General features: G+C 63.3%; 26 protein-coding genes. 12 read left to right on the forward strand and 14 right to left on the reverse strand.

Going from position 1 to position 23673, the window contains the following annotated elements:
- Positions 1-126: 126 nt before the first annotated feature.
- The 3 genes from NKI08_RS05645 to NKI08_RS05655 all read right to left on the reverse strand — a co-directional run bounded on the left by NKI08_RS05645 (position 127) and on the right by NKI08_RS05655 (position 4007).
- On the reverse strand, positions 127-1497 hold the full coding sequence (locus NKI08_RS05645; RefSeq protein WP_352469498.1) for a glutamine synthetase family protein: 1371 nt from the start codon (positions 1495-1497) through the stop codon (positions 127-129).
- A gap of 100 nt (positions 1498-1597) precedes the next feature.
- Positions 1598-3160 carry an amino acid permease gene (locus tag NKI08_RS05650; protein WP_352448255.1) on the reverse strand — a complete coding sequence of 521 codons (1563 nt, stop codon included), beginning with the start codon at positions 3158-3160 and terminating at the stop codon, positions 1598-1600.
- A gap of 22 nt (positions 3161-3182) precedes the next feature.
- A complete protein-coding gene (locus tag NKI08_RS05655) occupies positions 3183-4007 on the reverse strand; it encodes an N-formylglutamate amidohydrolase (RefSeq protein WP_352767707.1) in 825 nt (274 codons plus the stop codon).
- 146 nt (positions 4008-4153) lie between these two features.
- Here NKI08_RS05655 and NKI08_RS05660 point away from each other — a divergent pair, with 146 nt between their 5' ends.
- The 3 genes from NKI08_RS05660 to NKI08_RS05670 all read left to right on the forward strand — a co-directional run bounded on the left by NKI08_RS05660 (position 4154) and on the right by NKI08_RS05670 (position 6836).
- Entirely contained in the window at positions 4154-4981 is an 828-nt protein-coding gene (locus tag NKI08_RS05660) for a MurR/RpiR family transcriptional regulator (RefSeq protein WP_352469495.1), read from the forward strand.
- Positions 4982-5486: 505 nt separating this feature from the next.
- A complete protein-coding gene (locus tag NKI08_RS05665; RefSeq protein WP_352767091.1) occupies positions 5487-6302 on the forward strand; it encodes an SDR family oxidoreductase in 816 nt (271 codons plus the stop codon).
- Positions 6303-6341: 39 nt separating this feature from the next.
- A complete protein-coding gene (locus tag NKI08_RS05670) occupies positions 6342-6836 on the forward strand; it encodes a MaoC family dehydratase (RefSeq protein WP_031211357.1) in 495 nt (164 codons plus the stop codon).
- A gap of 41 nt (positions 6837-6877) precedes the next feature.
- Here NKI08_RS05670 and NKI08_RS05675 read toward each other — a convergent pair whose 3' ends face one another.
- On the reverse strand, positions 6878-7543 hold the full coding sequence (locus tag NKI08_RS05675; RefSeq protein ID WP_352767710.1) for a hypothetical protein: 666 nt from the start codon (positions 7541-7543) through the stop codon (positions 6878-6880).
- 226 nt (positions 7544-7769) lie between these two features.
- Here NKI08_RS05675 and NKI08_RS05680 point away from each other — a divergent pair, with 226 nt between their 5' ends.
- Both NKI08_RS05680 and NKI08_RS05685 read left to right on the forward strand, forming a co-directional pair.
- A complete protein-coding gene (locus NKI08_RS05680) occupies positions 7770-8411 on the forward strand; it encodes a TetR/AcrR family transcriptional regulator (RefSeq protein ID WP_352469491.1) in 642 nt (213 codons plus the stop codon).
- Positions 8412-8588: 177 nt separating this feature from the next.
- Positions 8589-8828: a DUF680 domain-containing protein gene (locus NKI08_RS05685; RefSeq protein WP_352767712.1), complete on the forward strand. Its 240-nt coding sequence runs from the start codon at positions 8589-8591 to the stop codon at positions 8826-8828.
- Positions 8829-8929: 101 nt separating this feature from the next.
- On the opposite strand, the gene NKI08_RS05690 is transcribed toward NKI08_RS05685, so the two are convergent.
- Genes NKI08_RS05690 through NKI08_RS05715 form a run of 6 tightly spaced genes read right to left on the reverse strand, consistent with a single transcriptional unit; the run spans position 8930 to position 14737 of the window.
- Positions 8930-9154: a hypothetical protein gene (locus tag NKI08_RS05690; protein ID WP_023675341.1), complete on the reverse strand. Its 225-nt coding sequence runs from the start codon at positions 9152-9154 to the stop codon at positions 8930-8932.
- A 53-nt stretch (positions 9155-9207) separates the two neighbouring features.
- Positions 9208-9786 carry a sarcosine oxidase subunit gamma gene (locus NKI08_RS05695; RefSeq protein ID WP_352767714.1) on the reverse strand — a complete coding sequence of 193 codons (579 nt, stop codon included), beginning with the start codon at positions 9784-9786 and terminating at the stop codon, positions 9208-9210.
- Positions 9779-12772, reverse strand: a complete 2994-nt coding sequence (locus NKI08_RS05700; RefSeq protein WP_352767716.1) for a sarcosine oxidase subunit alpha — start codon at positions 12770-12772, stop codon at positions 9779-9781. The genes NKI08_RS05695 and NKI08_RS05700 overlap by 8 nt, the downstream gene beginning before the upstream one ends.
- A complete protein-coding gene (locus NKI08_RS05705; protein ID WP_352767910.1) occupies positions 12769-13065 on the reverse strand; it encodes a sarcosine oxidase subunit delta in 297 nt (98 codons plus the stop codon). Before NKI08_RS05705 ends, NKI08_RS05700 begins: the two co-directional genes overlap by 4 nt.
- Positions 13065-13475, reverse strand: a complete 411-nt coding sequence (locus NKI08_RS05710) for a hypothetical protein (RefSeq protein ID WP_352767718.1) — start codon at positions 13473-13475, stop codon at positions 13065-13067. The genes NKI08_RS05705 and NKI08_RS05710 overlap by 1 nt, the downstream gene beginning before the upstream one ends.
- 8 nt (positions 13476-13483) lie before the next feature.
- Positions 13484-14737, reverse strand: coding sequence for a sarcosine oxidase subunit beta (locus tag NKI08_RS05715; RefSeq protein WP_352767720.1), 1254 nt, complete (start codon positions 14735-14737; stop codon positions 13484-13486).
- Between the two features lie 200 nt (positions 14738-14937).
- Here NKI08_RS05715 and NKI08_RS05720 point away from each other — a divergent pair, with 200 nt between their 5' ends.
- Positions 14938-15312 (forward strand): YrdB family protein, encoded by a 375-nt coding sequence (locus NKI08_RS05720; RefSeq protein WP_352767722.1) that lies wholly within the window; start codon positions 14938-14940, stop codon positions 15310-15312.
- A 47-nt stretch (positions 15313-15359) separates the two neighbouring features.
- Here NKI08_RS05720 and NKI08_RS05725 read toward each other — a convergent pair whose 3' ends face one another.
- Positions 15360-16100 carry a hypothetical protein gene (locus NKI08_RS05725; RefSeq protein ID WP_352612963.1) on the reverse strand — a complete coding sequence of 247 codons (741 nt, stop codon included), beginning with the start codon at positions 16098-16100 and terminating at the stop codon, positions 15360-15362.
- A gap of 195 nt (positions 16101-16295) precedes the next feature.
- Between NKI08_RS05725 and NKI08_RS05730 the strand changes: the two genes are divergently transcribed.
- The gene (locus NKI08_RS05730; protein ID WP_352767724.1) at positions 16296-17054 is read left to right on the forward strand and encodes an SDR family oxidoreductase; all 759 of its coding nucleotides are present in this window, start codon (positions 16296-16298) and stop codon (positions 17052-17054) included.
- Positions 17055-17182: 128 nt separating this feature from the next.
- Positions 17183-17569, forward strand: a complete 387-nt coding sequence (locus NKI08_RS05735; RefSeq protein WP_352454023.1) for an SET domain-containing protein — start codon at positions 17183-17185, stop codon at positions 17567-17569.
- A gap of 135 nt (positions 17570-17704) precedes the next feature.
- Here NKI08_RS05735 and NKI08_RS05740 read toward each other — a convergent pair whose 3' ends face one another.
- Both NKI08_RS05740 and NKI08_RS05745 read right to left on the reverse strand, forming a co-directional pair.
- The gene (locus tag NKI08_RS05740; RefSeq protein WP_352448268.1) at positions 17705-17995 is read right to left on the reverse strand and encodes an addiction module antidote protein; all 291 of its coding nucleotides are present in this window, start codon (positions 17993-17995) and stop codon (positions 17705-17707) included.
- A 1-nt stretch (position 17996) separates the two neighbouring features.
- Positions 17997-18284: a type II toxin-antitoxin system RelE/ParE family toxin gene (locus NKI08_RS05745; protein ID WP_352448269.1), complete on the reverse strand. Its 288-nt coding sequence runs from the start codon at positions 18282-18284 to the stop codon at positions 17997-17999.
- Between the two features lie 207 nt (positions 18285-18491).
- Here NKI08_RS05745 and rpsU point away from each other — a divergent pair, with 207 nt between their 5' ends.
- The 4 genes from rpsU (at position 18492) to NKI08_RS05765 (ending at position 22164) form a co-directional block, all read left to right on the forward strand.
- Complete coding sequence (gene rpsU / locus NKI08_RS05750; protein WP_023675331.1) at positions 18492-18764, forward strand: 30S ribosomal protein S21; 273 nt, start codon at positions 18492-18494, stop codon at positions 18762-18764.
- A gap of 161 nt (positions 18765-18925) precedes the next feature.
- On the forward strand, positions 18926-19771 hold the full coding sequence (locus NKI08_RS05755) for a tetratricopeptide repeat protein (RefSeq protein WP_352469482.1): 846 nt from the start codon (positions 18926-18928) through the stop codon (positions 19769-19771).
- A gap of 136 nt (positions 19772-19907) precedes the next feature.
- Positions 19908-20381, forward strand: coding sequence for a DUF992 domain-containing protein (locus NKI08_RS05760; protein ID WP_352469481.1), 474 nt, complete (start codon positions 19908-19910; stop codon positions 20379-20381).
- 403 nt (positions 20382-20784) lie between these two features.
- Complete coding sequence (locus NKI08_RS05765; RefSeq protein ID WP_352767727.1) at positions 20785-22164, forward strand: MFS transporter; 1380 nt, start codon at positions 20785-20787, stop codon at positions 22162-22164.
- Here the strand turns inward: NKI08_RS05765 and coaBC are convergent.
- Positions 22161-23618 (reverse strand): bifunctional phosphopantothenoylcysteine decarboxylase/phosphopantothenate--cysteine ligase CoaBC, encoded by a 1458-nt coding sequence (gene coaBC, locus NKI08_RS05770; RefSeq protein WP_352767729.1) that lies wholly within the window; start codon positions 23616-23618, stop codon positions 22161-22163. The two genes, NKI08_RS05765 and coaBC, sit on opposite strands and share 4 nt — an antisense overlap.
- Positions 23619-23673 lie beyond the last annotated feature (55 nt).

Consider the following 23673-nt stretch of genomic DNA (forward strand, 5'->3'; position numbering starts at 1 on the left):
CGCCTGCCGGCACCTTTTCCCGTATACTGACGGGGAGAAGGGACAAGCTCAGCGCCGGGCCCCCTCTCCCCCGTTCTTCACGGGAGAGGCTGAGGGTGAGGAGCGGCGCCAACGTTGCCAGATTATTCAATACCGCTCGAACCCCCTGTGCAGTTCCCAGTCCGTAATCCGGCGGTCGTACTCGAACTGTTCCCAGTGTGCCGTGTGGACGTAATGTTCCAGCACATCGTCGCCGAGCGCTTGCCTCAGCATTTTCGATTCCGCCAGCGTCGCGGTGGCGTCGCGCAATGTCTTTGGAATTTCAGGCAGCTGCGAGGCCTGGTAGGCATCGCCGACGAAGGGCTTCTGCAGCTCAAGCTTTTCATCGATGCCGGCGAGCCCGGCCGCGATCAGCGCGGCGAAAGCCAGATAGGGGTTCAAATCGGCGCCGCCGATGCGGCATTCCATGCGGATGCCCTTGGTGCCCTCGCCGCAAAGACGGAAGCCGGCGGTGCGGTTGTCCTCGCTCCACATGATCTTGGTCGGCGCAAACGTGCCGGCCTGGAAGCGCTTGTAGGAATTGATGTAGGGCGCCAGGAACCAGGTGAATTCCTTGGCATATTTGAGCTGGCCGGCCGCCCATTGCTGGCCGAGTGTCGACAGCGTCCACTCGGCATTTTTGTCGTAGAACAACGGCGTCTTGCCGTCGGCGCTCCACAGCGAATTATGGATGTGGCTGGAATTGCCGGCGAGCCCGTAATTGTACTTGGCCATGAACGAGATCGCCTTGCCTTCGGACTCGGCGATTTCCTTGGCGCCGTTCTTCAGGATGACGTGGCGGTCGGCCATGTCGAGCGCCTCGGCGTAGCGGACATTGATCTCTTCCTGGCCTGGCCCCCACTCGCCCTTCGAATTCTCGATCGGGATGCCGGCCGCCTCCATCTCGTTGCGCAGCCGGCGCATGACGCCTTCTTCCTTGGTGGTGATGCCGATCTGGTAGTCGCCGATGTAGGGCGATGCCGTCTCGAGGCCCTGCCAGTGCTTCTTGCGGGCGGAATCGTAGGTTTCGCTGAACAGATAGAATTCGAGCTCGGAAGCGAAATAGCCGATATAGCCGCGATCCTGCAGCCGCTTGACCTGCTTCTTCAGCATGGCGCGCGGCGAATGCGCCAGGTCGTCATGGGTATGGTGGTCGAGCACGTCGCAGATCACCAGCGCCGTCTTCTCCAGCCACGGAACGAGCCGCAGCGTCGCAAGGTCCGGCTTCATGACGAAATCGCCATAACCCTTCGACCAGCTCGCCGCCTTGTAGCCGGGCACCGGTTCCATATCGATGTCTGCCGCCAAGAGATAGTTACAGCCATGCGTCTCGTCATGCGCGGAATCGACGAAATAACGGGCCAGGAAACGCTTTCCCGCGAGCCGCCCCTGCATATCGACGATGCAGGCCAGCACCGTGTCGACCTCGCCGCTGGAGACCGCTTGCTTCAACTGATCGAACGAGAAATTTCCGGCCATTCCTTTGGCACTCCAGCGCTTGTCGTTTCGGGCTTGTCACTTTGAAAAGGAAACGAAAACCACGGCCGGCGCGAATGCCGGCCATGGTCATGAGAGGGGGTCAGGCGCCGGCTTCGCCTATGGCTAGCTCGGCTGCCTTGATCGCCGCCTGACGCTTTGCGATCTGGTCGCCGATGGGCGGACCCTGGAAGCGGCGGTTCTCGAAACCGAACCAAAGCACCGCGGTCAGCACAATGAAGCCCAAGGTGATATAGAGCACTTTGTCGTTCGGCGGCTGGATGGCGATGTAGAAGATGATCGCCATGCCGATGACCGACAGGATGCAAAACAGCTTGAACAGGCCGGCGCCGAGGTTCCATGGGCCGGGGTTCGGCCATTTTTCCGTTCCGAAAGCCATCATGCCGAGCACGATCGGAATGATGAAGGACAGAAACAGGAACACCAATGTCGAATTGACGACGATGGTATAGATGTTCGTGCCGCCGACCGAGATGAACTGGGCAAGAAAGACATAGATTACCTCGAGCACAGCAGCCGTCCAAATCGCATTGACCGGCGTGCGCCAGGTCGGGCTGACCTTGGCTAGCGAGGCCGAGCCGACCGGCATGCCGCCGTCACGCGAGAAGGCGAAAAGCATGCGCGAGGCAGAGGTGACCGTTGCCAGACCGCAGAGGAACTGCGCGATCAGGATGCCCAGATAGAGCAGTGTCTTCAGCCACGCCGGCAAGATCGCGTCCATCGTGGCGAAGAACACGCTCCAGCCCTGCTTGGCGCCGGCCGCCAGATCCGGAATCGCCAGTACGATCGCGCACAGCATCACCCAGCCGATCAGCGACGACCAGACTACGGACGAAACGATTGCCCGCGGAACCGAGTGCGCCGCCCTCAACGTTTCTTCCGAAGTATGCGCCGACGCGTCATAGCCAGTGATGGTGTAAACCGGCAGCAGCAGGCAGAGCAGGAAGAGATACGTCATGGAATCGGACTGCGGGAAAACACCGCCGCCCGCGTCGCCCGAATAGTTCGTGAACGTCCACAGCCGCGTGATGTCGATCGCTGGAGCAAACATCAGGCAGGCGACGATCAGCACGGCTGTCGTTGCCAGGATCAGGAAGCCGGAGGCGTCCGTCAACATAGCCGTCAATTTGATGCCGAAATGATTGAGCAGCGCCTGCAACACGGTGATGAAGGCGACAAACCCGACGATCTCACCAGGCGTGCCAGTCATGCCGAAGGCTCCGCCGAAAGTGCCGACGAAGAAGAAAGCAGTACCGATGTTGATGGCGCCGAGCACGGTGATCAGGCCGAGCAGATTGAGCCATGCGGTGAGCCAGCCAGTGAAACGGTTCCCTAGGATGGATGCCCAGTGATAGAGGCCGCCGGCGGTCGGAAATGCAGAGGCGATCTGGGCCATGGCGAGCGCGAAAAATCCCGAAACCATGCACCCGACGATCCAGCCGATGCCAGCGCCGGCGCCACCGATGGACGACGTCGCTTGCGCGAAGGAATTGATGCCGCCTGAGAGGATGCAGATGATCGAGAACGAGATCGCGAAATTCGAGAAGCGGCTCATGCTTCGCGACAGTTCCTGAGCATAGCCCATTCCGTGGAGAACTTTCAGGTCCTCCTTCTTGTCAACTTCGCTGTAACCCGGTGCTACCATTTTAAAGTCCCCTTTTGGTTTCTTAGCTGGCCGATTGAACTGACTTTCCGACTGCGCTTGGTCTGGAGCCCTTGGCCGCTTCGGGCTCCAGATTGAGAAAAATACCGGTGAGCAGATCCGCCCATTTCCGCTGCCCGGCCGCGCCGGCGATCTCGTCGTTGCGGATTTCAATCATTGCGCAGGGCAGCCCGCGCGAGCGCGCATGGCGTTCCAGCGTGAAATAGACCCGGTCGGCCGGCGAATAGGGTTCGTTGACGCCGACGCTGACACCGGCAAGCCGCTTCAGTGTCGCGATCAGCGGCGCCGCCAGCCGGCAATCCTCGTCGTGGATGATGCCGATGTGCCAGGGCCGGCTTTTGCCTTTGTAGAGCGGCGTGAAGGAATGGATCGAGACCAGCCTGGTCTCCCGCCCGGCCGCCAGGCGCTCGTCGATGACCGTTGCGATCCGCTCGTGAAACGGTCGCCACGCCAGCGCGATGCGCGCCTCCCGCTGGTCGGCCGAAAGTCCCTGGTTGGCCGGGACCACGGTTTTTTCGCTGGCGCTGACCGTCACTATCAGGTCCGGCGCGTCGAGCGGGCGGTTGCAGTCGATGATGAGCCGCGAGATGCAGGTCTCGACCAGCGTCGCATCGAGCGCCTCGGCCATGCGGCGCGCCACCGGCAAGGCGCCGGGATCCCAGGCGATGTGGCGGGAAAGTTCCTCGGCGGCAAGGCCGAGCGTTCCGAATTCCGGTGGAAGGAAATTGGAGGCGTGGTCGCAGGTCAGCACGAAAGGGCTTGATCCGCCGGGGTTCGTCACCCTTACGGTTTCAGGCGATGCAAGGCTGGCGGGCCGTGCTGTCTCCATTGTCTGCTGTCCCCGGGGAGCGCTGTATCGTATGTTACGTATTTTGCCTCATTGCGTCCCTGCGGATGATTTCATACAGTTTGGCCGGCTTTGTCAAACGCGATTTCGATAATGCGCTAACGGCACGGCCAGGGTGGGGAAAAAGCATGGTTTCGAGCATTGCCGAACTGATCTCCGACCGTATCGGCACCATGCCGGCCGGCGAGCGGCGCGCAGCGCAAGCGCTGATCGCCAGCTATCCGCTGATCGGGCTGAAGACAGTCGCCGAATTCTCGGCTACGGCCGGCGTATCATCGCCGACGATCCTGCGTTTCGTCGCCCGGCTCGGCTTCCAGAACTATCCGGAATTCCAGTCGGCGCTGCAAGACGAGCTGGCGGCGCAATTGCAGTCGCCGGCTTCGCGCACGCTCAATCCGCCATCGCAGGGCAGCAGCGCCGTGTCGCCGATGCTGGAGGCGACCCTCGACAACATGCGCGAGACATTCCGGCATCTCTCGGACAAACAGCTTGCCGACATCGTCGCCAAGCTAGCCGACCGGCGCGGCAAGACATTCCTGATCGGCGGCCGCTTCACCGACCCGCTGGCGCGCTACATGGCCGCCCACCTCGCCATCATCCAGCCCAACGTTTTTCACCTCGGCGGGCAGGAAAGCGTCTGGCGCGACCGACTGATCGACATGGGCAAGCGCGACGTGCTGGTGATCTTCGACATCAGGCGCTATCAGGACAGCCTGGTCCGTTTCGCCGAGACGGCCAACCAGCGCGGCGTGCAGATCGTGCTGTTTACCGACCAGTGGCTGTCGCCGATCGCCCGCTTCGCCCGCCATGTCATCGCCGGGCGCACCGCCGTGCCTTCGGCCTGGGACTCATCCGCCGCGCTTTTCGTCGTTGCCGAAGCGCTGATCGGCGCGGTCACAAGGCAGCTCGAAGCCGACGGCGCCAAACGCATCCGCGAACTGGAAAGCCTGCGGTAGAGCCCCTCCGGAAAGGCACGCCTTTCGCTTCGCTCTAGTCCACTAGAAAACTGATCATCTGCAGGATCAGGATCAGCAAAAGGACGCCGAAGACAGTCGCAACCACCGCTGCCAGCAGGACGGTGCGTTGTTTCTTACCCATGGCTTTCCCCCCGACAGCATAGTCCCCGTCCACGACTGCGAATATCAGTCCCGCCCCACTGCTCGGCCACCTCCCAACTCCTCAAGACCCGCCTGCGGCTGGGGCGGAGGAGTAATGACGACTGGTTCACGTGCGAAATGAACCGCTTACCAAGGTGCTCGCTAACGGGCACGGCCGCATCATTCATCCGACCCATGTCACGGCCGAATCACCACCTTGCATTTCGGGCTTAACCATTCAGCCGCTAAGCGTGCCCCACCCCAGCTACTTTACCCATGGCAAGCATGATCGAAGTTCGGCTAGCCTTGTCGACGTGAAGCCGCTTCCTTGAACCAAAGCGCGGTGAACTGCGCGGAGGGTACGATGAGCTATCTGGACGAGCTGTTCTCAGTCGCCCGCAAGACAGCGCTGGTCACCGGCGCCGCGACCGGCATCGGCCGCATGGCGGCGACCGCTCTGGTCATGGCTGGCGCCTCGGTGATGATTGCCTCGCGCAAGGGCGAGGACTGCGCCAAGGTTGCCGGCGAGTTGAACGGACTTGGCGCATCCGGCCGGGCGGAAGGTTTTGCCGGCGACGTCTCCAGCGAGGCCGGCATTGCGGCGCTTGTGGCCGAGGTCAGGGCGCGGACCGAGCGGCTGCATATCCTGGTCAACAATGCCGGCATCTCCTGGGGCGCGCCGCTGGAAAGCTTTCCCTACCATGCCTGGGCCAAGGTGTTCGGCGTCAACGTCACCGCGGTCTTCCACCTGACGCGCGAATTGCTGCCTCTGCTCGAGGCCGCCGCCAGCGATGCCGACCCGGCCCGGGTGATCAACCTCGGATCGGTGATGGGCACGCAGCCTTTGGCCGAAGATGCCTACTCCTACTCGGCCTCGAAGGCCGCGGTTCACCACCTGACGCGCATCCTGGCGATCGAGTTCGCCGCCCGCCGCATCACCGTCAACGCCTTTGCGCCTGGCCCTTTCCGGAGCCGGATGACGGCCTTCGCCACCGGCACCGAGGACCAGGCAAGACATATCGGCAACCACGTTCCGATCGGCCGCATCGGCGCACCGGATGACATTGCCGGCGCAACGCTCTATTTGTGCAGCCGGGCCGGCAGCTATGTCACCGGCGCCATCCTGCCGATCGATGGCGGGCAGTCGGTGCAACACGGGCTGACATTGTTCAAGGAATGAGACGCACGCCATCCGGCGAGTGAAATGCCGGGGGTGAAGATGGAGGACATCAGCGTGGAACCGATCAGTCTCGATGTGCTTCTGGCCAACGTCGGCAAGGAAGTCGGCGTGTCGCCATGGCGGGTCGTCACCCAGCGCATGATCGACCAGTTCGCCGATGCCACCGACGACCATCAGTTCATCCATTGCGATCCGGAACGTGCCAGCCGCGAAACGCCGTTCGGCGGCACCATCGCGCATGGCTTCCTGTCGCTTTCGCTGTTGTCGGCGATGACCTTCGAAACCATGCCGCCGCTGGAAAACAGCAAAATGGGCGTCAATCACGGCTTCGATTCGCTGCGCTTCCTGGCGCCGGTGAAGACCGGCTCGCGCATCCGCACCCGTTTCGTGCTGGCCGACGTCAAGGTCAGGCCGTCGGGGTGGGTGCAGACGGCGCACGACGTGACGATCGAGATCGAGGGCTCGAAAAAACCGGCGCTGACCGCGCGCTGGCTGACGCTGACGCTGATCGAACGCCAGCCGGAAGCGGTCTGACTCTCGTCGGGCGGAGAAGCCCAAATCTATCTGTGCCAAATCTATTTGGCTTCGGCCGCGACGTACTTCATGTGACGGCTGACCTGCAGCGCAATGTAGACGACCAGTGAACAACCGATTGGGAACACGATCTCGTTGAGGCCGGTTGCGATCGCCTGTGGCATTGCGAGAGCAGCGTCGTTCGCCGCGGCCGTCTCGATGGTCAGCACCGTGATGCCGCCGCCGAATACCGCGCCTATCAGGGCGCCTGCCAGCGCGAAATGGAGCGGACGCGGTTCTTCCTTCGATGCCAGCGACGCCAGTGCCCAGCCGAGCAGCCCGTATTCGATCGCCCGCAGCACACCGAGCGTCGTGAGCGACAGGATGGCCGGCTTTGCCGCCGCGTCCAGCGCGCTGACCATAACCTTTTGCGTCCCTTTGGCGATGCCCATCGCCAGTGGCGCCGAAATCGCACCGATCAGGCCACCGAGCGAGGCTCGCACCTTGGTGAGCGCCGTGCCGAGGCTGACGCCCGCGCAGACGAAGAACGACCAGGTCACGCCTTGCGCCAGTTCGATCAGAACCTGCGTCGTCGCCGGGTAGGCACCTGCCGCAAATCTGACGGTCAGAATGAGAGCTTCCATGGCGAAGCCGAGCGCGATCGCCAGCCATGCGACCATGACGACGCGCCTGAGCGCCATCCTGGCGCGATGAGAAAGCGGGTCCACGTCCGGCACGCCGGACGAAAGCTCAGTTCCGGTTCATAACGGCCTCCCGAAACGAAATTTTTGCAGAGCCGCGAATTAGTCTTTGTCTGTAACAGTCCGATGTTGCCGGCTTTATTGCCTGGTTACATCGTTTTGTGAGGTCAAGCCTCTGCTTCACACCGCCCTTGCCCGACGCCGTACAGCGTATATATGCTGCATCCAGCATCAGTCATAAGGCAGTAGAAAGTTGCAGCTAAGCGTCCAGGAGCGCCGCGAAAAACAAAAGGCCGAACTGCGTTCCGAACTTGTCGACGCCGCGCACAAGCTTGTCCAGGAAGAAGGCTATGACGGCCTCACCATCCGCAAGCTCGCCAAGCGCGTCGGCTATGCGCCGATGTCGGTCTATTCCTATTTCGCCGACAAGCAGGACATCCTGTTCGCGCTGGCCGAGGATGCCTTCGAGACCCTGGCCAGGCGCATCGCAAATCATACGGCCGACGACCCGATCGAGGCGCTCAAGGCGGTGCTTGTCGAATACGCCGCCTTCGGGCTGGAAAATCCCAACGAGTACCGCACCGTCTTCATGACCGAAAAAGTCAAGCCGCCGACCGGCAAGACCTTTGCCGAGATGGAAGGCGGCAACCCGGCGATGAAAGTGCTGATCGAGAGGGTCGAAGCCTGCGTTGCCGCCGGCAGGCTCAAAGGCGATCCACGCGCCATCGCCACCATGCTGTGGGCGGTCGGCCACGGCGCCATCTCGCTGCTGATCACCTTCCCGTTCTACCCGTTCGGCGACCAGACGACGTTCATCACACGGATCGGCGACATCATGCTCGAAGCCATCGCCGCGCACGAGATTGCGCCGCTCACGCCGCCCGTCAACTGCTGAAGAGCGGCGCTCCTCCCGATCTGCAGGATCTTCTCCGAACGATCCGCGCCACAGCGCCGAGCGTTCGGCAATTCTCCGTACGCGTACGATTCTGCTTGAACATCGGGAGTCCAGGGCGTATCTGTACGCAATACCGTACAAGTACGAGAAATTCAATAGCTGAACCGGAGACCGACGATGAAGAAGGCAATCCTCGCGCTCGCCGCCCTGCTGGCGCTCTCTAGCGCCGCATTTGCCGGCAGCAGTCAGACAGGCAAGCAAGAAGCGGCCTGCATCGACACCAAGGCTGATGTGAAGCTCGATTGCGCGCCGACCGGATCGCTTGAAAAGGCGGACGCCGCGGCCCACAAGGCCGGCAGCAAGGGCCCGAGGCTCGGCATCGGCATCGACCCGTGGATCGTGCCAAGCAGCTTCTGAGCCGACGGCCGACAACACGCGGTGATGAACCGAAAGGGCGGCAGCAATTACCGGCCGCCCATCGTGCTGCCTCAGCCCTGCTTTTTGTCACCCCGCGCAGATCACTTCTTGCGCTTCTGTCCCACCACGCTTTTGGGCTTGCCGGGTCTTGCCGGTGCGCCGGGAATGGCCGTTCCGGTGATCGACACCGGATCGCTGGCCGGGAATGTATCCTCGAGGCCTTCCTCGAGTTCCTCTTCGATATCCGTCCCAGTGCGCTGCTCGTCTTCGAAAGAGCGCACGGCCGGCGTCTTGACCGGCGACTTCGGCGCGGAGTTCGGCGGCATTTGCGTTCTCCCTCGGCTCGCCGTCGCAGAACGGGCGGGCGCGGCGAACATGCCTATGCTGCCGCGTCGCGCGCCGCCTCCGACAGAAAAGTAAAGACATAATCGGAAAAGGAACGCCAGCATTCGACGCGGAACGCGTCGGCCGCCGTGCGCAACAGCACGATTTCGACCTTGCCGAGAATGGTACGCGACGCCGCCCCGACCGGAAAGACGTCGAGCGACAGATCCTGCGGGCAGCCGGCATTGATCGTCGCCGCGGAAGCCGGACCGGTAACCGATATGGCGACGTTGCGGTGCGAGATGCCGACCGCCGAATGCAGTACGGAAATGCTGGCGCAGTCGGCGAGCGGATCTTTTCCGCTCTCGTCGATGACCAGCCATTCGTCCGGCCCGAGCCACAAGGCCGTGCGTCCGGCCTTTGCCGCCGAGGTTTTCGGCCTTTGCGGCAGGACGACGCGGAGCGCTTTCGAAAGTGCCGCAATCGAGGCTTCCGGCGCGCGCAGCGATATGCGCTCGGCCGGCGGCAGCACGGCAAGTGTAACGCCGGCGGCGGAAAGCGACTGGCCGGCGAGAGCCGGACGGCGTTCGACTGAGGGTCCGGCGGCGTCGGTTTTCAAAGCGGCCTTAGCCATTGAGGCGCTCCCCCTTCTCGTCGAAGAACACCATGCCGGTGACCTCCACCTCGATCATCCCGTCCGGCATCGGCACATAGAGCGTCTCGCCCGTGCGATCGCGGCCGCCGGCGACCAGCCCCAGCGCGATCGAGCGACCGCAATTTTGCGACCAATAGCTCGAGGTGACATGGCCAATCATCTTCATCGGGATTGCCTGCTTCGGGTCCGCGACGATTTGCGCGCCCTCCTCCAGCACCACCTTGGGATCCCTGGTCTTCAGGCCGACAAGCTGCTTGCGGCCCTTGGCGACCAGATCCGGCCGCGCCATGCCGCGAATGCCGACGAAGTCGGTCTTCTTCTTGCCAACGGCCCAGTCGAGCCCGGCGTCGTTCGGCGTCACCGTCCCGTCGGTATCCTGGCCGACGATGATGTAGCCCTTTTCGGCGCGCAGCACATGCATCGACTCGGTGCCGTAGGCACAGGCTCCGTGCTTCTGGCCCTCGGCCCATAGCGCTTCCCAGACCGCCTCGCCATAATCGGCCGGCACGTTGACCTCGAAGCCGCGCTCACCGCTGAACGACATGCGAAACAGCCTTGTCGGCACGCCGCAGATCCTGCCTTCGCGCACCGACATATGCGGCAGCGCCTCATCCGACATGTCGATGCCCTCGACCAGCGGCGCAATGATGTCGCGAGACTTCGGTCCCTGCACGGCAATCACCGCCCACTGCTCGGTGATCGAGGTCGGCCAGACGTTGAGATGCGGGAACTCGGTCTGGAGATAGTCTTCCATATGGTTCATGACGCGCGGCGCGCCGCCGGTCGTCGTCGTCACATGGAAACGGTCGGGTGCAAGCCTGCCGACGACACCGTCGTCATAGATGAAGCCGTCCTCGCGCAGCATGATGCCGTACCGGCAGCGGCCGGGCTCGAGCTTCTCCCATGGATTGGTGTAGAGCAGTTCCATGAATTTGGCCGCATCCGGCCCGACCACCTCGATCTTGCCCAGCGTCGAGGCGTCGAACAGGCCGGCCGTCTTGCGCACCGTCACGCATTCGCGGTCGACGGCCGCATGTATGTCCTCGCCCGGCTTCGGGAAATACCAGGCGCGCTTCCACTGGCCGACATCCTCGAATACAGCGCCCTGGCGCTCGGCCCAGGGATGGATCGCCGTCTTGCGGGTCGGGTCGAACAGGGGACCCCGCGCGTGGCCGACGATCGAGCCGAATGTCACCGGCGTATAGGGCGCGCGGAACGTCGTCAGCCCGACCTGCGGGATCGGCTTGCCCAACGTCTCGGCGGCAATCGCCAGGCCGTGCATGTTGGAGGTCTTGCCCTGGTCGGTCGCCATGCCATTGGTGGTGAAGCGCTTGACGTGCTCGATCGAGCGCATGCCCTCATGCACTGCCTGGCGGATGTCCTTGGCGGTGACGTCGTTCTGGAAGTCGACAAAGGCCTTGACCGTCGTATCCGATCCGGCACCGGGTGCTGCACCCAGCATGCCGCGCGACCAGCTCTCGCCGGCGTCGACCTTCGGCTTGGAGCCCTTGGCCGGCCTGCTGCCGGCGTCCTTGGCCGCCTTGGCGCCCGCTGCATAGGCCTCGTCGATCGTCGCCGACAGCCCGTCGGTACCGTTGCAGGCGCCGACCGAGACGCAGTCCTGCGCATAAATTCCGGGCACGAAGCGCTTGGTCTCGTCATTGAAGGCGACCTTGCCGCGCGATTGCGAGAACAGATGCACCGATGGCGTCCAGCCGGCCGACATCAGAATCGCGTCAACCGGGATGGTGCGCTCGCCGCCGCCATTCTTCGGCTGCACGGTCATCGACGACACCCGCAATTTGCCGCCGGCGCGGATCACCGCGCGGCCGAAATTGACCTCGATGCCGAGCGCCCTCGCCTCGTCGATCGCCGGCCCGGTCGGGTTGTCGCGCAAGTCGACGATCGCCGCCACGTTGATGCCGGCCTTTTTCAGGTCGATCGCCGCCGCATAGGCGGAATCGTTCGCCGTATAGACGCCGATATTCCTGCCGACGGCGACGCCGTAATGGTTGAGATAGGTGCGCGCCGCCGACGCCAGCATGATGCCCGGCCGGTCGTTGTCGGCAAACACCATGTGGCGCTCGATGGCGCCGGTCGCCAGTACCACGCGTTTAGCGCGAACCTGCCACAGCCGCTCGCGCGGCAGGTCGCGGCCGGGGTTCTGCAGATGGTCGCTGACGCGCTCGACCAGCCCGACGAAATTCTGCGCGTAATAGCCGAAGGCCGTGGTACGCGGCAGCACGCGGACATTGTCCATCGCGCTCAACTTGGCGAGAGCCGATTGCGCCCAGGAAAAACCGTCCTGGCCTTCGATCTTCGCGCCGCTCTCGAAGCGCAGGCTGCCGCCGAATTCCGCCTGCTCGTCGGCAAGGATGACGCGCGCGCCGGTCTCGGCCGCGGCCAATGCCGCGGCGATGCCCGCGGCACCGCCGCCAAGCACCAGCACCTCGCAATGGGCGAAGCGCGCCGAATACTGGTCGGGATCCGGCTGGTCAGGAGCGACGCCAAGACCGGCGGCGGCGCGGATCTTGGGTTCGTAGAGGTTTTTCCACGCGGCCTTCGGCCACATGAAGGTCTTGTAGTAGAAGCCGGCCGAAAGCATCGGCGAGGCAATACTGCTGACGGCACCAATGTCGAAAGCGAGCGACGGCCAGCGGTTCTGCGACTGTGCGGTCAATCCGTCATAGAGTTCCTGCACCGTGGCACGCACGTTCGGCGTCTTGCGTGCCGCGTCGCGCTTGATCTCGACCAGCGCGTTCGGCTCTTCGGCGCCAGCCGACAGAAAACCGCGCGGCCGGTGGTACTTGAACGAGCGGCCGACGAGATGGACGCCGTTTGCAAGCAGCGCCGAGGCCAACGTATCGCCCTCGATGCCGGTATAGGGGCGGCCGTCGAAGCTGAAGCCAGCTATCTTTGCCTGTTTGAGCCGCCCGGCGCCGGCAATGCGGAACGTGGCGCTCATTTGGCGGCTCCCGGCAGCTTTACGGGCTTCGGCTCGCCGGCCTTGTAGGTCATCAGGAACCTGTCGCTGAGGGTGTCGCGCACGGCATTGAAGAACCGCGCGCAGCCATGCATGTGCCGCCAGCGCTCATAGATGATCCCCTTAGGATTGGAGCGGATGAAAAAGAACTTTTCAAAATCGTCGTCGCTCTCGCCGGCGATGTTTGGGGAACGCGCGATATGCGCCTCGCCGGCGTTGCGGAATTCGAGCTCCGGACGCTCTTCCTCGCAATAGGGGCAGCGGATGAGAAGCATCAATCGACTTTCTTGGATTTAGTCGACCCATCATGTGCAGAGCCGTCATGTCTGCCACGATTGGTCACAACATTTTCTTCGGCAGGGCGGTCTTCGACGAGCAATCCTACCGCCCGCAAATTCACTTTGGCTCGATCGACATCAGCCTGCGTTCGTGGTCCAGAGAAGGTTCTTCGGGAACCGATATCCAGAAACGCGTTTTCGAGTATTTTCGGTATGGCAAACGCCCATACGCAGAAAAAAGTAGGTACGCCCACAATTACAAACATGGCCAACATGACGGGATCGACCCCGTTGGCCTCATACCCGACTATTCGAACCAAAATCTCCCTGACCACTAACAGCATGAAGAGCACCGTGGCGCCCACGAGGGCCAATCCGAAAAGCATGGTGTGAGTCTTGCGCGTCATTGCGGCCTTCAGTGCGCCACCGCCGCCGCCGCCGCCTCGTCGATGAGGCGGCCGGTGCGGAAGCGCTCGATGGTGAAGGGCGCGTTGATCGGGTGCGGATCGTCCCTGGCGATCGTATGGGCAAAGACATGGCCCGAACCCGGCGTCGCCTTGAAACCGCCCGTGCCCCAGCCGCAATTGACATACAGGCCGGGCACCGGCGTCTTGGCCAGGATCGGCGAACGGTCAGGCGTCACGTCGACGATGCCGCCCCATGAGCGCAGCATCTTCATGCGCGTGAAGATCGGGAACATCTCGCAGATGGCGTCCAGCGTATGCTGCAAAATGTGCAGGCCGCCGGTCTGCGAATAGGAGACATATTGGTCGGTGCCGGCGCCGATGACCAGCTCGCCCTTGTCGGACTGCGAGATATAGGCATGCACGGTGTTCGACATCACCACGCAAGGCACCACCGGCTTGACCGGCTCCGACACCAGCGCCTGCAGCGGATAGCTTTCCAGCGGCATGCGCACGCCGGCCATGTTCATGATCACCGATGAGTGCCCGGCGGCAACCACGCCGACCTTCCTGGCGCCGATGAAGCCGCGCGTCGTCTCGACGCCGGTGACCGCGCCGTTCGGCGCCCGTTTGACGCCGGTGACCTCGCAATTCTGGATGATGTGGACGCCGCGCGCCGAGGCGCCGCGCGCATAGCCCCAGGCGACGGCATCGTGGCGCGCCGTGCCGCCACGGCGCTGCAGGGAGGCGCCCATCACCGGATAGCGCGCATTGCGCGAAATGTTGAGCGGCGGGCAGAATTCCTTGGCCTGCTCCGGCGTCAGCCATTCATTGTCGATGCCGTTCAGCCGGTTGGCGTGGACGTGCCGCTTCAGCACCTGGATGTCGTGGATGTTGTGGGCGAGCATCATGACGCCGCGCGGCGAATACATGACGTTGTAGTTGAGCTCCTGGCTGAGCCCGTCCCACAGCTTCAGCGCATGGTCGTAGATGCCGGCGCTCTCGTCGTAGAGATAGTTGGAGCGGATGATGGTGGTGTTGCGGCCGGTATTGCCGCCGCCGAGCCAGCCTTTTTCCAATACTGCGACGTTGGTGATGCCGTGTACGGTGGCGAGATAATAGGCGGTGGCCAGGCCGTGGCCGCCGGCGCCGACGATGACGACGTCGTATTCCTTCTTCGGTTCCGGCGAGGACCACTGTTCCTCCCAGCCTCTATGGCCGCGCATGGCCTCGCGGGCAATGGCGAATACCGAGTATTTCTTCAACGTCGCAGGCCTCGCAAATGGCGGCCGGGCAGATCAGCCAACCCCGGCGCGCGAGCTTGTATCACTAGCGAAACCGTGCTGCCAGCCTTGCACTATTTGCGACGGCGCTTGCCGTTTTGCGCCGTGGCGAAAAAGCCGCATCCGGGCAGGTTGATGCAATTGCCTTCCACCGCTATCCGTCGCCTGACGATCGGAGGATTATGGCGGTGGGTAACGTCTGGTGGAATCTGACGTTGCGCTTCTTGCTGGAGCTCGCCGCTTTGCTCGGCCTCGGCATGGCGGGCTGGAGCCTCTCAGCGGGCATGTGGCGCTGGATCCTTGCCGTGGCATTGCCGTTCGTTGCCGCCGCGCTCTGGGGAATCTTCGCGGTGCCGAACGATCCGAGCCGGTCGGGGCGGGCGCCGGTTCCGGTGCCGGGCGGTTTGCGGCTGGTGCTCGAACTCGCCGTCCTGTTCGGCGGCGCTGCCGGATTCCACCTGGCCGGTTACACGACAGCCGGCATTGCCGTCGCCCTGCTGATCGCCGTCAGCTACGCATTTTCGCTCGATCGGCTCGGCTGGCTGCTCAGGCAATAGTCGCCTTGCACCGTTTGCGACGGCGCTTGCCGTTTTGCGCCGTGCTTTCACTGATCGCTGTTCTGAGCTTCGCCTTTTGACGGGTCAGCCGGAGCACGCTTCAGGATGCACGGCCCGATTGCATAGATCGGCCGCAAATAACCCTCACGGCAATCGGCGGCGATTTTACGAATTTCCGCATCGTCTGACTGCTCCACCATGGCCACGAAGCGCTCGACGATCACCTGGCGCGGCCTAATAGCCACTGCCGCAGCAAAGCGCCTCAACACGGCATCCGGATGCGCGAGCAACCGTGGCAGGTCCTTGGCGCTCGGCATGTTATATTGACCATAAGCATTGACCAGTGTCTTGAAAGCCGAGTCCGGACGCAGGGTAGCGGCATTTTCCACCGCAAGCCTTAGCTGCCAGCGCTCCGCAAGGCAGATGAACTGGACGACCCTCCACCGCACACCGGCATGTTCGTCATCCAGCCGCAGCATGAGGCGACCGAGAACGGCTCCATCGGCCGGCGTCGTGCATCCCAGAAGCGCCTCGATCGCGTCGAACCGGATACCCGAAGATTCACTGTCGAGCAGATCGGCGATCTCCGCGACGACGCAATTCATCTTGTAACTCATTTTGGAATTGGCTTCGGCCACCAAGTACGCGGCAGCGGCCTGTGTATGAAGGTTGCCGGACGTCAGCAGCGGCCGGAGGTTTTCAAGGGGAAAGCCTTTGCCAAATTCCGATTGAAGGGCGATCGTCAACTCGCTGTCGCCCTCGAAGCCGGGGGCCAACAACTTGATCATTATGTCTTGGGGGGTCATTGGAATGGGTGGCGCGTCCACCCGCGAGTTTTGGATGACGATCCGTAACTTGGTGGCCAACGGACGTCAAGGAGCGCTGTTGAAAACAGCGCAAGTATCGGGTGGTCCGCACCGCCCCGATTTGCGACCAAGCATCCAATTGCCGGCCAGAACCGGCGCGAAAAAAGGATGCAGAAAATGTTCACACTCACCAACAAAGTCGCCATCGTCACCGGCGCCAGTTCCGGCATCGGCCGCGCCACGGCAAAGCTCTTTGCCGAGGAAGGCGCCAGGCTCGTCGTCGCCGCCCGCCGCCAGGCGGAACTCGATGCGCTGGTTGCCGAAATCGAAGACGCCGACGGCACGGCTATCGCTCTTGCCGGCGATGTCCGTGACGAGGCCTACGCGAAAGTCCTGGTCGACCTGGCGGTCGAGAAATTCGGCGGGCTCGACATCGCCTTCAACAATGCCGGCTCCGTCGGCAGGATGGGGCCGGTTTCTGAGCTGTCGCTGGAGGGCTGGCGCGAGACACTCGATACCAATCTGACCAGCGCCTTTCTCGGCGCGAAATACCAGGTGCCGGCGATGGTCGAACGCGGCGGCGGCTCGCTGATCTTCACCTCAACCTTCGTCGGCTACACGGTCGGCATGCCCGGCATGACCAGCTATGCCGCGAGCAAGGCCGGACTGATCGGATTGACGCAGGTGCTGGCCGCCGAATTTGGCGCCAAGGGCGTCCGGGTCAACGCGCTGCTGCCGGGCGGCACCGACACGCCTTTGGCGACATTCAACACACCTGAATCGCGGGCGTTCGTCGAAAACCTGCATGCCTTGAAGCGCGTCGCCGAGCCAGAGGAGATCGCCCGCTCGGCGCTTTACCTGGCTTCCGATGCATCGAGCTTCACCACCGGCACGGCACTGTTCGCCGACGGCGGTGTCTCGATCACCCGCACGTGAAGCGTTTCGCGGTTGGCGTCGGCCCGCCAGCCGCAATGTCGGCCGCCAGCCGCAATGCCGGAAAAACCGGTCTTGCTTTTCCCGGCGATTTGACGATTCCGTCTTCTCCTCGAAAACGGGTTGGAAACATGCTGCTGATCAGGACCTATATCGCTGCAAGCGCAATCGAAGGCGTCGGCGTGTTCGCCGCCGAGCCGATCCGGAAAGGGGCGCAGATCTGGCGGCTCGATCCGGACTTCGACCGGCTGATCCCGATGGAAAGATACGAGACGGCGCCGCCGCACCTCAAGGAATTGCTCGACAGATATGCCTATCCCAGTCCGGACCGGCCGGGCTTCATGGTGTATGAGGTCGACAATGGCCGCTTCATGAACCACGCCGACAAGCCGAACACCGACTTTTCGCAATATGGCGGGGCCACCGCGACCCGCGACATCGCCGCCGGCGAGGAAATAACCTGCGACTACGGCGAGTTCTTCGAGGGTTTCGAGCAGCTCCACCTGGCCACGGCGTAGCGGCGCCTATCTGGCCCAAGGCGAATTTTGTTCTTGCTTTGTGCCGGCAGCTATGCTATTAATTTCTCTACGGTGCTGATTCACACCAGCGACCCGCCGCCGAGGCGGGTTTTTTCGTTTCGGGATTCGGCGGCCTCAGGCTTCGGTCTTTTCGGCGGTGAGTTTCACCCCTAAGGCCTTCACCACGCCAAGCAATGTCGAGAGGCGCGGGTCGCCATCGGGGCTCAGTGCCTTGTACAGGGCCTCCCGGGTGACGCCGGCATCTTTCGCCACCTTGGACATGCCACGCGCGCGGGCAACTATGCCGAGAGCATTCGCGATATAGCCGGTATCGCCCGTGGCAAAGGCGTCGGCAAGAAGTTCGGCCTGGGCCTCCGCGCGGCCGAGATGTTCGGCAGGATCAAAAGGCAAGGTCTCGTGGGGCATTTCAGATCTCCTTGGCCATTTCAATGGCCTTCCTGATATCGCGCTTCTGCGAGGACTTGTCGCCGCCGCAGAGCAGGATAACGAGCGCGCTGCCGCGCTTGACGAAGTACAGTCGGTAACCGGGACCGTAGTCTATCCGAAGCTCGCCGATGCCATCGAAGAACTTCACGTCTCCCATCAGTCCGGACTGGATACGTGCCACGCGGATCGCAATCCGCTCGGCCGCCCGCATATCGTTTAGACCCTTGAGCCAGTCCCGGAACTCGGCGGTTTGCTCAACGATGGTCACTCGTGAACTATAGTTCACAGATTGAAAAAATCAAGCCGCCATGTGGGACTGTCGTGCCCGCCCGGACGGCACCGCCTCTCAATCGGCTGTGGACAGAGCCCCTTGATTCTGCTATCAGCCGCCCCAATTCGTGGTGTAACGCGCCGCGGAGGCTTGCGGCTATGGCCGCTTGCCTGTTGATTTCAAACCCGAAAGACAGGATTGCACGTGCAGGTACTCGTCCGCGACAACAATGTTGATCAGGCGCTTCGCGCGCTCAAGAAAAAGATGCAGCGCGAAGGCATCTTCCGCGAAATGAAGATGCGCGGACATTACGAAAAGCCCTCCGAGAAGCGCGCCCGTGAAAAGGCGGAAGCCGTGCGCCGTGCCCGCAAGCTGGCCCGCAAGCGCGCCCAGCGCGAAGGCCTGCTGCCGATGACGCCGCGTCCGGTCGCGGCCGGTGCTGCCGGTGCCGGTGCTCCGCGTCCGCCGCGGTTCTGACGTCAATTTTTCGTCCTTTTCCAAGGATATCCAAGGTGGCGCGATGCGGAATCGCCGCCACCTTTTTGTTGTGAGTTCGACCCGGTCCGAGAGGACCGGTTGGGAGAGATGCCGGTTCGGAGGGGGAACGGACCAGACGGCGCAGTAAGGACAGGGCAGACATGGACGCAATCACCGTAGAGCGCAGAACCGCGTGGCGCGGCCTCGCCCTGACGGCAGCCCTGCTTTCCGGGATGGCGCTTGCCAGCTGCCAGAGTGTTCCGACCGGCGAGTTCAACAACATCGACAAGGCGCAAGGCTCGAGCGAGAACATCTCCTCGCTGTCGGCGGTGATCCAGCGCAACCCCCAGGATCCGGAAGCCTACAATGTGCGCGGCTCGGCCTATGGCCGCGGCGGCCAGTACCAGGCGGCGCTGAAGGACTTCAACACCGCCATCCAGCTCAATCCGAATTTTTACCAGGCCTATTCGAACCGTGCGCTCATCCAGCGCTTCCTCGGCGATCAGGCGAGCGCGCTCGCCGACTACAATCGCTCGATCCAGATCAATTCCAACTATGACGCCGCCTATATCGGCCGCGGCAATCTCTACCGCAGGGCGGGCCGGGTCCAGGAAGCCTTCAACGATTTCCAGAAAGCCATCCAGCTCGACACGACCGATGCGCGCGCCTATCACAATCGCGGCCTGATCTACCAGAGTCAGGGCCAGCACGCCTTTGCCATCGAGGATTTCTCGACCGCCATTTCGTTGGCGCCGGACGCCTCCGAGCCTTACAACGGGCGCGGCCTCTCCTACCTTGCCATGAACGACGAGGACAATGCCTTCGCCGACTTCAACATGGCGATCAAGCTCGACGGCAAGAATGCTGAGGCCTGGTCCAACCAGGCGTTGATCTACGAGCGGCGCGGCGACAAGGTCAGGGCCGCGAAATCCTACCGCGAGGCCGTGCACCTCAATCCGACCTACCAGCCGGCCAAGGACGGCCTGGCCCGCACCAGTGCCGGCTGAGCGGCCGGTTAATCGGGCCTCCGTTTCCGCACTCCGACAACCCTGCGTTTAGCTTCGCCTTGCTGGCGCCAAGTTTTCGGCGGAACGCTCGGCGTGCTCAGCCGTTTGTACAAGGCAATTTCGAAAGGACCCTGCCATGATCAAGAAACTCGCTTGTGCCGCTGTTCTCGCCACGACCGTCGTTGCCGCTCCCGCCAGCGCCAGCAAACTCCAGCTCGGCGTGCTCGACTGCACCATCGACGGCGGCACGGCCTATCTCGTCACTTCCAACAAGGGTGTTTCCTGTGTCTTTCGTCCGCATCGTGGCGGCCCCTCTGAAGTCTATACCGGTGTGATTTCCAAGCTCGGCGTCGATGTCGGCCGGACGCATCAGGGCCAGCTGGTATGGGCGGTTCTGGCGGCGACCCGCAACCACGATGAAGGCGACCTTGCCGGCAGCTACTATGGCGTGAACGCCGAGGCCAGCGTGGTCACCGGTGGCGGCGCCAATCTCCTGGTCGGCGGCCTCGACAGCGCCTTTTCGCTGCAGCCGCTCAGTGTCCAGGCACAGACCGGCGTCAACCTGGCGGTCGCCGTCACCTCGCTCGACCTGATCCACTCGTTCAAATAACGGCGCAGCATGGCTCCCGAGCGGCGGGGAGCGTAGGTGTCGGCCTGCGAATGGCTGCCGAAGGCTCATAGATTCCGGCAGGCCCACTCCGCAGAGGACGGGCCGCCCTGATGTTCAAAGTTGCGGCGCTCGAAGATCACGGCATGGCAACTGTGTTCATGCCGTTACCGTGACCGAAGATTGCGGCGATCCAATATTGCTTGTCTTCGGTCTGACCAGAATCTCAACGCCTCGTGATCGTCCCCCATCGCACAATTTTGAAATCCGCCACGTCAACGGCGATCAAGACCGCTTGATCTCAACTACGGTTGAGGTTCTAGAAGTCCTCCCATACTGCGGCATGTACTCATTTGGACGTGAAGAACGCTCCAATACTTCAGACCAGCAAAGCCTGGGGGACCGGATGACCAAGACAAGCACAAACAGGGTCGACTGGCGCGCGCTGTGGGCGAGCGGCGACCTGGCGCGCTTCTGCTTCATCAGCCTCGGCATCCTGCTGCACGCCACCAACGAAACCATGGTGGCAACGGTCATGCCGGCCATGGTCGGCGAACTCGCCGGCGTGCAACTGGTCGGCTGGTCGCTGGCGATCTACGAGCTCGGCGCCATCGTTGCCGGTGCGGCCGCCGGACGGCTGGTGAGCTATGTCGCGCTGCGTACCAACATGATGGTCGCCGCAATGCTCTATGCCGCCGGCGCGCTGGTCTGCGCCACCGCGCCTTCGATGCCGCTGTTCCTCTGCGGCCGCCTGATCGAGGGGCTCGGGGGCGGCGCGCTGGTGTCGCTGGCCTTCGTCTCGGTCGAGCGGCTGTTTGCCCGCGCGATCTGGCCGCAGCTTTTCGGCGTCATGTCGGCGATCTGGGGCGTCGCCGCCTTCAGCGGCCCCGTGCTCGGCGCGGTCATGACCGAATTGCTGTCCTGGCGCTGGGCCTTCGGCGTCTTCACCCTCGGCGGCACGGCGATGGCGCTGGCAAGCTTCATCGTGCTCGACACACCGGAAGCAACAAGGCCGCAGGCGACGGGCGGCTCGGCGCCGCCCTTTCCCTTTGCGGCACTTGGCTGCCTCGCCGTCAGCGTCGTGCTGATTGCCACCGCCGGCGTCGACATCGCCCTGCTGCGCTCGTCGCTGCTGCTCACCCTCGGCCTGGTCGGCCTGGCGCTGTTTATCTACATCGACGCACTGAAGCCGCGCTCGCGCCTGTTCCCGTCGCGGCTGTTCTCATGGCGCTCGCCGGTTGGCGCGGGCATGACCATGGTCGCCGCGTTCTCGGTGGCGACCTGCTCCTTTACCGTCTACGGTCCGCTGCTTCTGACCAGCCTGCACGGCATTCCGATCCTGACCACCGGCTACATCATCGTCGGCGGGGCGCTGATGATCGCCACGGGCGTCGCCGGTTTCGCCTATACGGTGCCGGCCGGCTCTATCCCGTTGATCCTGCTTTGTGCCTTGCTGCAAGGCGGCGGTTTCGGCATCGCCTGGCCGTTCGTCACGCGTGTCATCGTGGCATCGGCCAAGGAAGGCGAGCAGACGATCGCCTCGGCCGCTGTGCCGACCATGCAGCGCATCGGTTATGCCGTGGGTGCGGCACTGACCGGCATCGTCGCCAACGCCAGCGGCTTTTCCGAAGGCCTGAACCGTGAGGCCGCGGCAAGTGTCGCCGCCTGGCTGTTCCTGGCGTTTATCCCGCTCGGAATCCTGGGATGCCTTGCCGCCTTGCGGATTTCGGGGGCGACCGACACGAAGCCGGCGAAGCTGTCAATCTCCGTGGGGGAGATTGACTAGACAACGACCGTCTTCATCCGGTCGGCGATCAGCGCCGCGAGCCGCGTCGCCACCTCGTCCTTGCTCATCTCCGGCCATTCCTCGACGCCGGCCTTCGAGACGATCCGCACCTTGTTGCGGTCGCCGCCCATCACGCCCGGGGAACCATCTTCATGGGAGACATCATTGGCAACGATAAGATCGGCGCCCTTTTTTGCAAGCTTGGCCTGGGCATTCCTGACCAGGTCCTGCGTCTCGGCGGCGAAACCGACCACCAGCATCGGCCGCTTTTTGTGATGCCCGACACCGGCGAGAATATCGGGATTTTCCACCATCTGCAGCGCCGGTGGCCCCTCGCCCGCCACCTTCTTGATCTTTTCCCCGGCCGAACTTTGAGTGCGCCAGTCGGCGACAGCCGCGACGAACACTGCCGCGTCGGCCGGCAGCAGTTGCTCGACGGCGTCCTTCATCTCGACGGCCGTTTCGACGTGCAGCGTGGCGACGCCGGCCGGATCGGCAATGCCGACCGGGCCGGAGACGAGACGCACGTCGGCACCGAGCCTGGCCAGCGCCGCCGCAATGGCGTGGCCCTGCTTGCCCGACGACCGGTTGGCGATGTAGCGGACCGGGTCGATCGGTTCATGCGTCGGCCCGGAGGTGACAATGATCTTCCTGCCCGCCAGCGGCTTTGGCCGGCTGTCGAGCAGCGCCTCGATCGCGGCGACGATCTCCAGCGGCTCGGCCATGCGGCCCTCGCCCACCTCGTTGCTCTCGGCCATCTCGCCCTTCGCCGGGCCGACGAATGCGACGCCGTCCTTGCTCAGCGTCGCGCGGTTGCGGCGGGCCGCCGGATGCGCCCACATTTTCGGGTTCATCGCCGGCGCCATCAAAACTCGCTTGTCGGTGGCGATGAGCACGGTCGAGGCAAGGTCGTTGGCATGGCCATTGGCGAGCTTTGCCATCAGGTCGGCGGTGGCCGGCGCCACGACCAAAAGGTCGGCCTCGCGCGACAGCCTGATATGGCCGATGTCGTGCTCGTCCTGCCGGTCGAACAATTCGGTGAAAACATGGTCGGCCGACAGCGCCCCGGCCGACAGCGTAGTGACGAACTCCTGCGCCGCCGCGGTCATCACCACCCGCACTGCCGCGCCGCGCTCGCGCAGCCGGCGGATCAGGTCGAGCGCCTTGTAGGCGGCGATGCCGCCGCCGATGATCAGCAGGATGCGCTTGCCGGAGAGGATGCCTCGCGGGCTGGAGACGGCGACCACCGGCGCTGCTGGACTCTGCGAACTCGTCAGTTCGCGCAGTGTTTTCTCGATCTGGTCGATGCGACCGGCCGAACCGAACTGACCTTCGACCGCTGCGCGGATCATCACCCGCGCCTGGTCTTCCATCGACCGGCCATTCTCCGCCGCCAGTCGGCGCAGCAGGTCCTTGACCTCGTCATCAAGGTTGCGGATCGTGATGCTGGCCATCTGATTGCACCTTGCCCGGAATTGCTGAGTGCAATGATAGCAATGCAATCACTTT

The sequence above is a fragment of the Mesorhizobium sp. M0768 genome, assembly GCF_040320195.1.
Classification (GTDB): Bacteria; Pseudomonadota; Alphaproteobacteria; order Rhizobiales; family Rhizobiaceae; genus Mesorhizobium.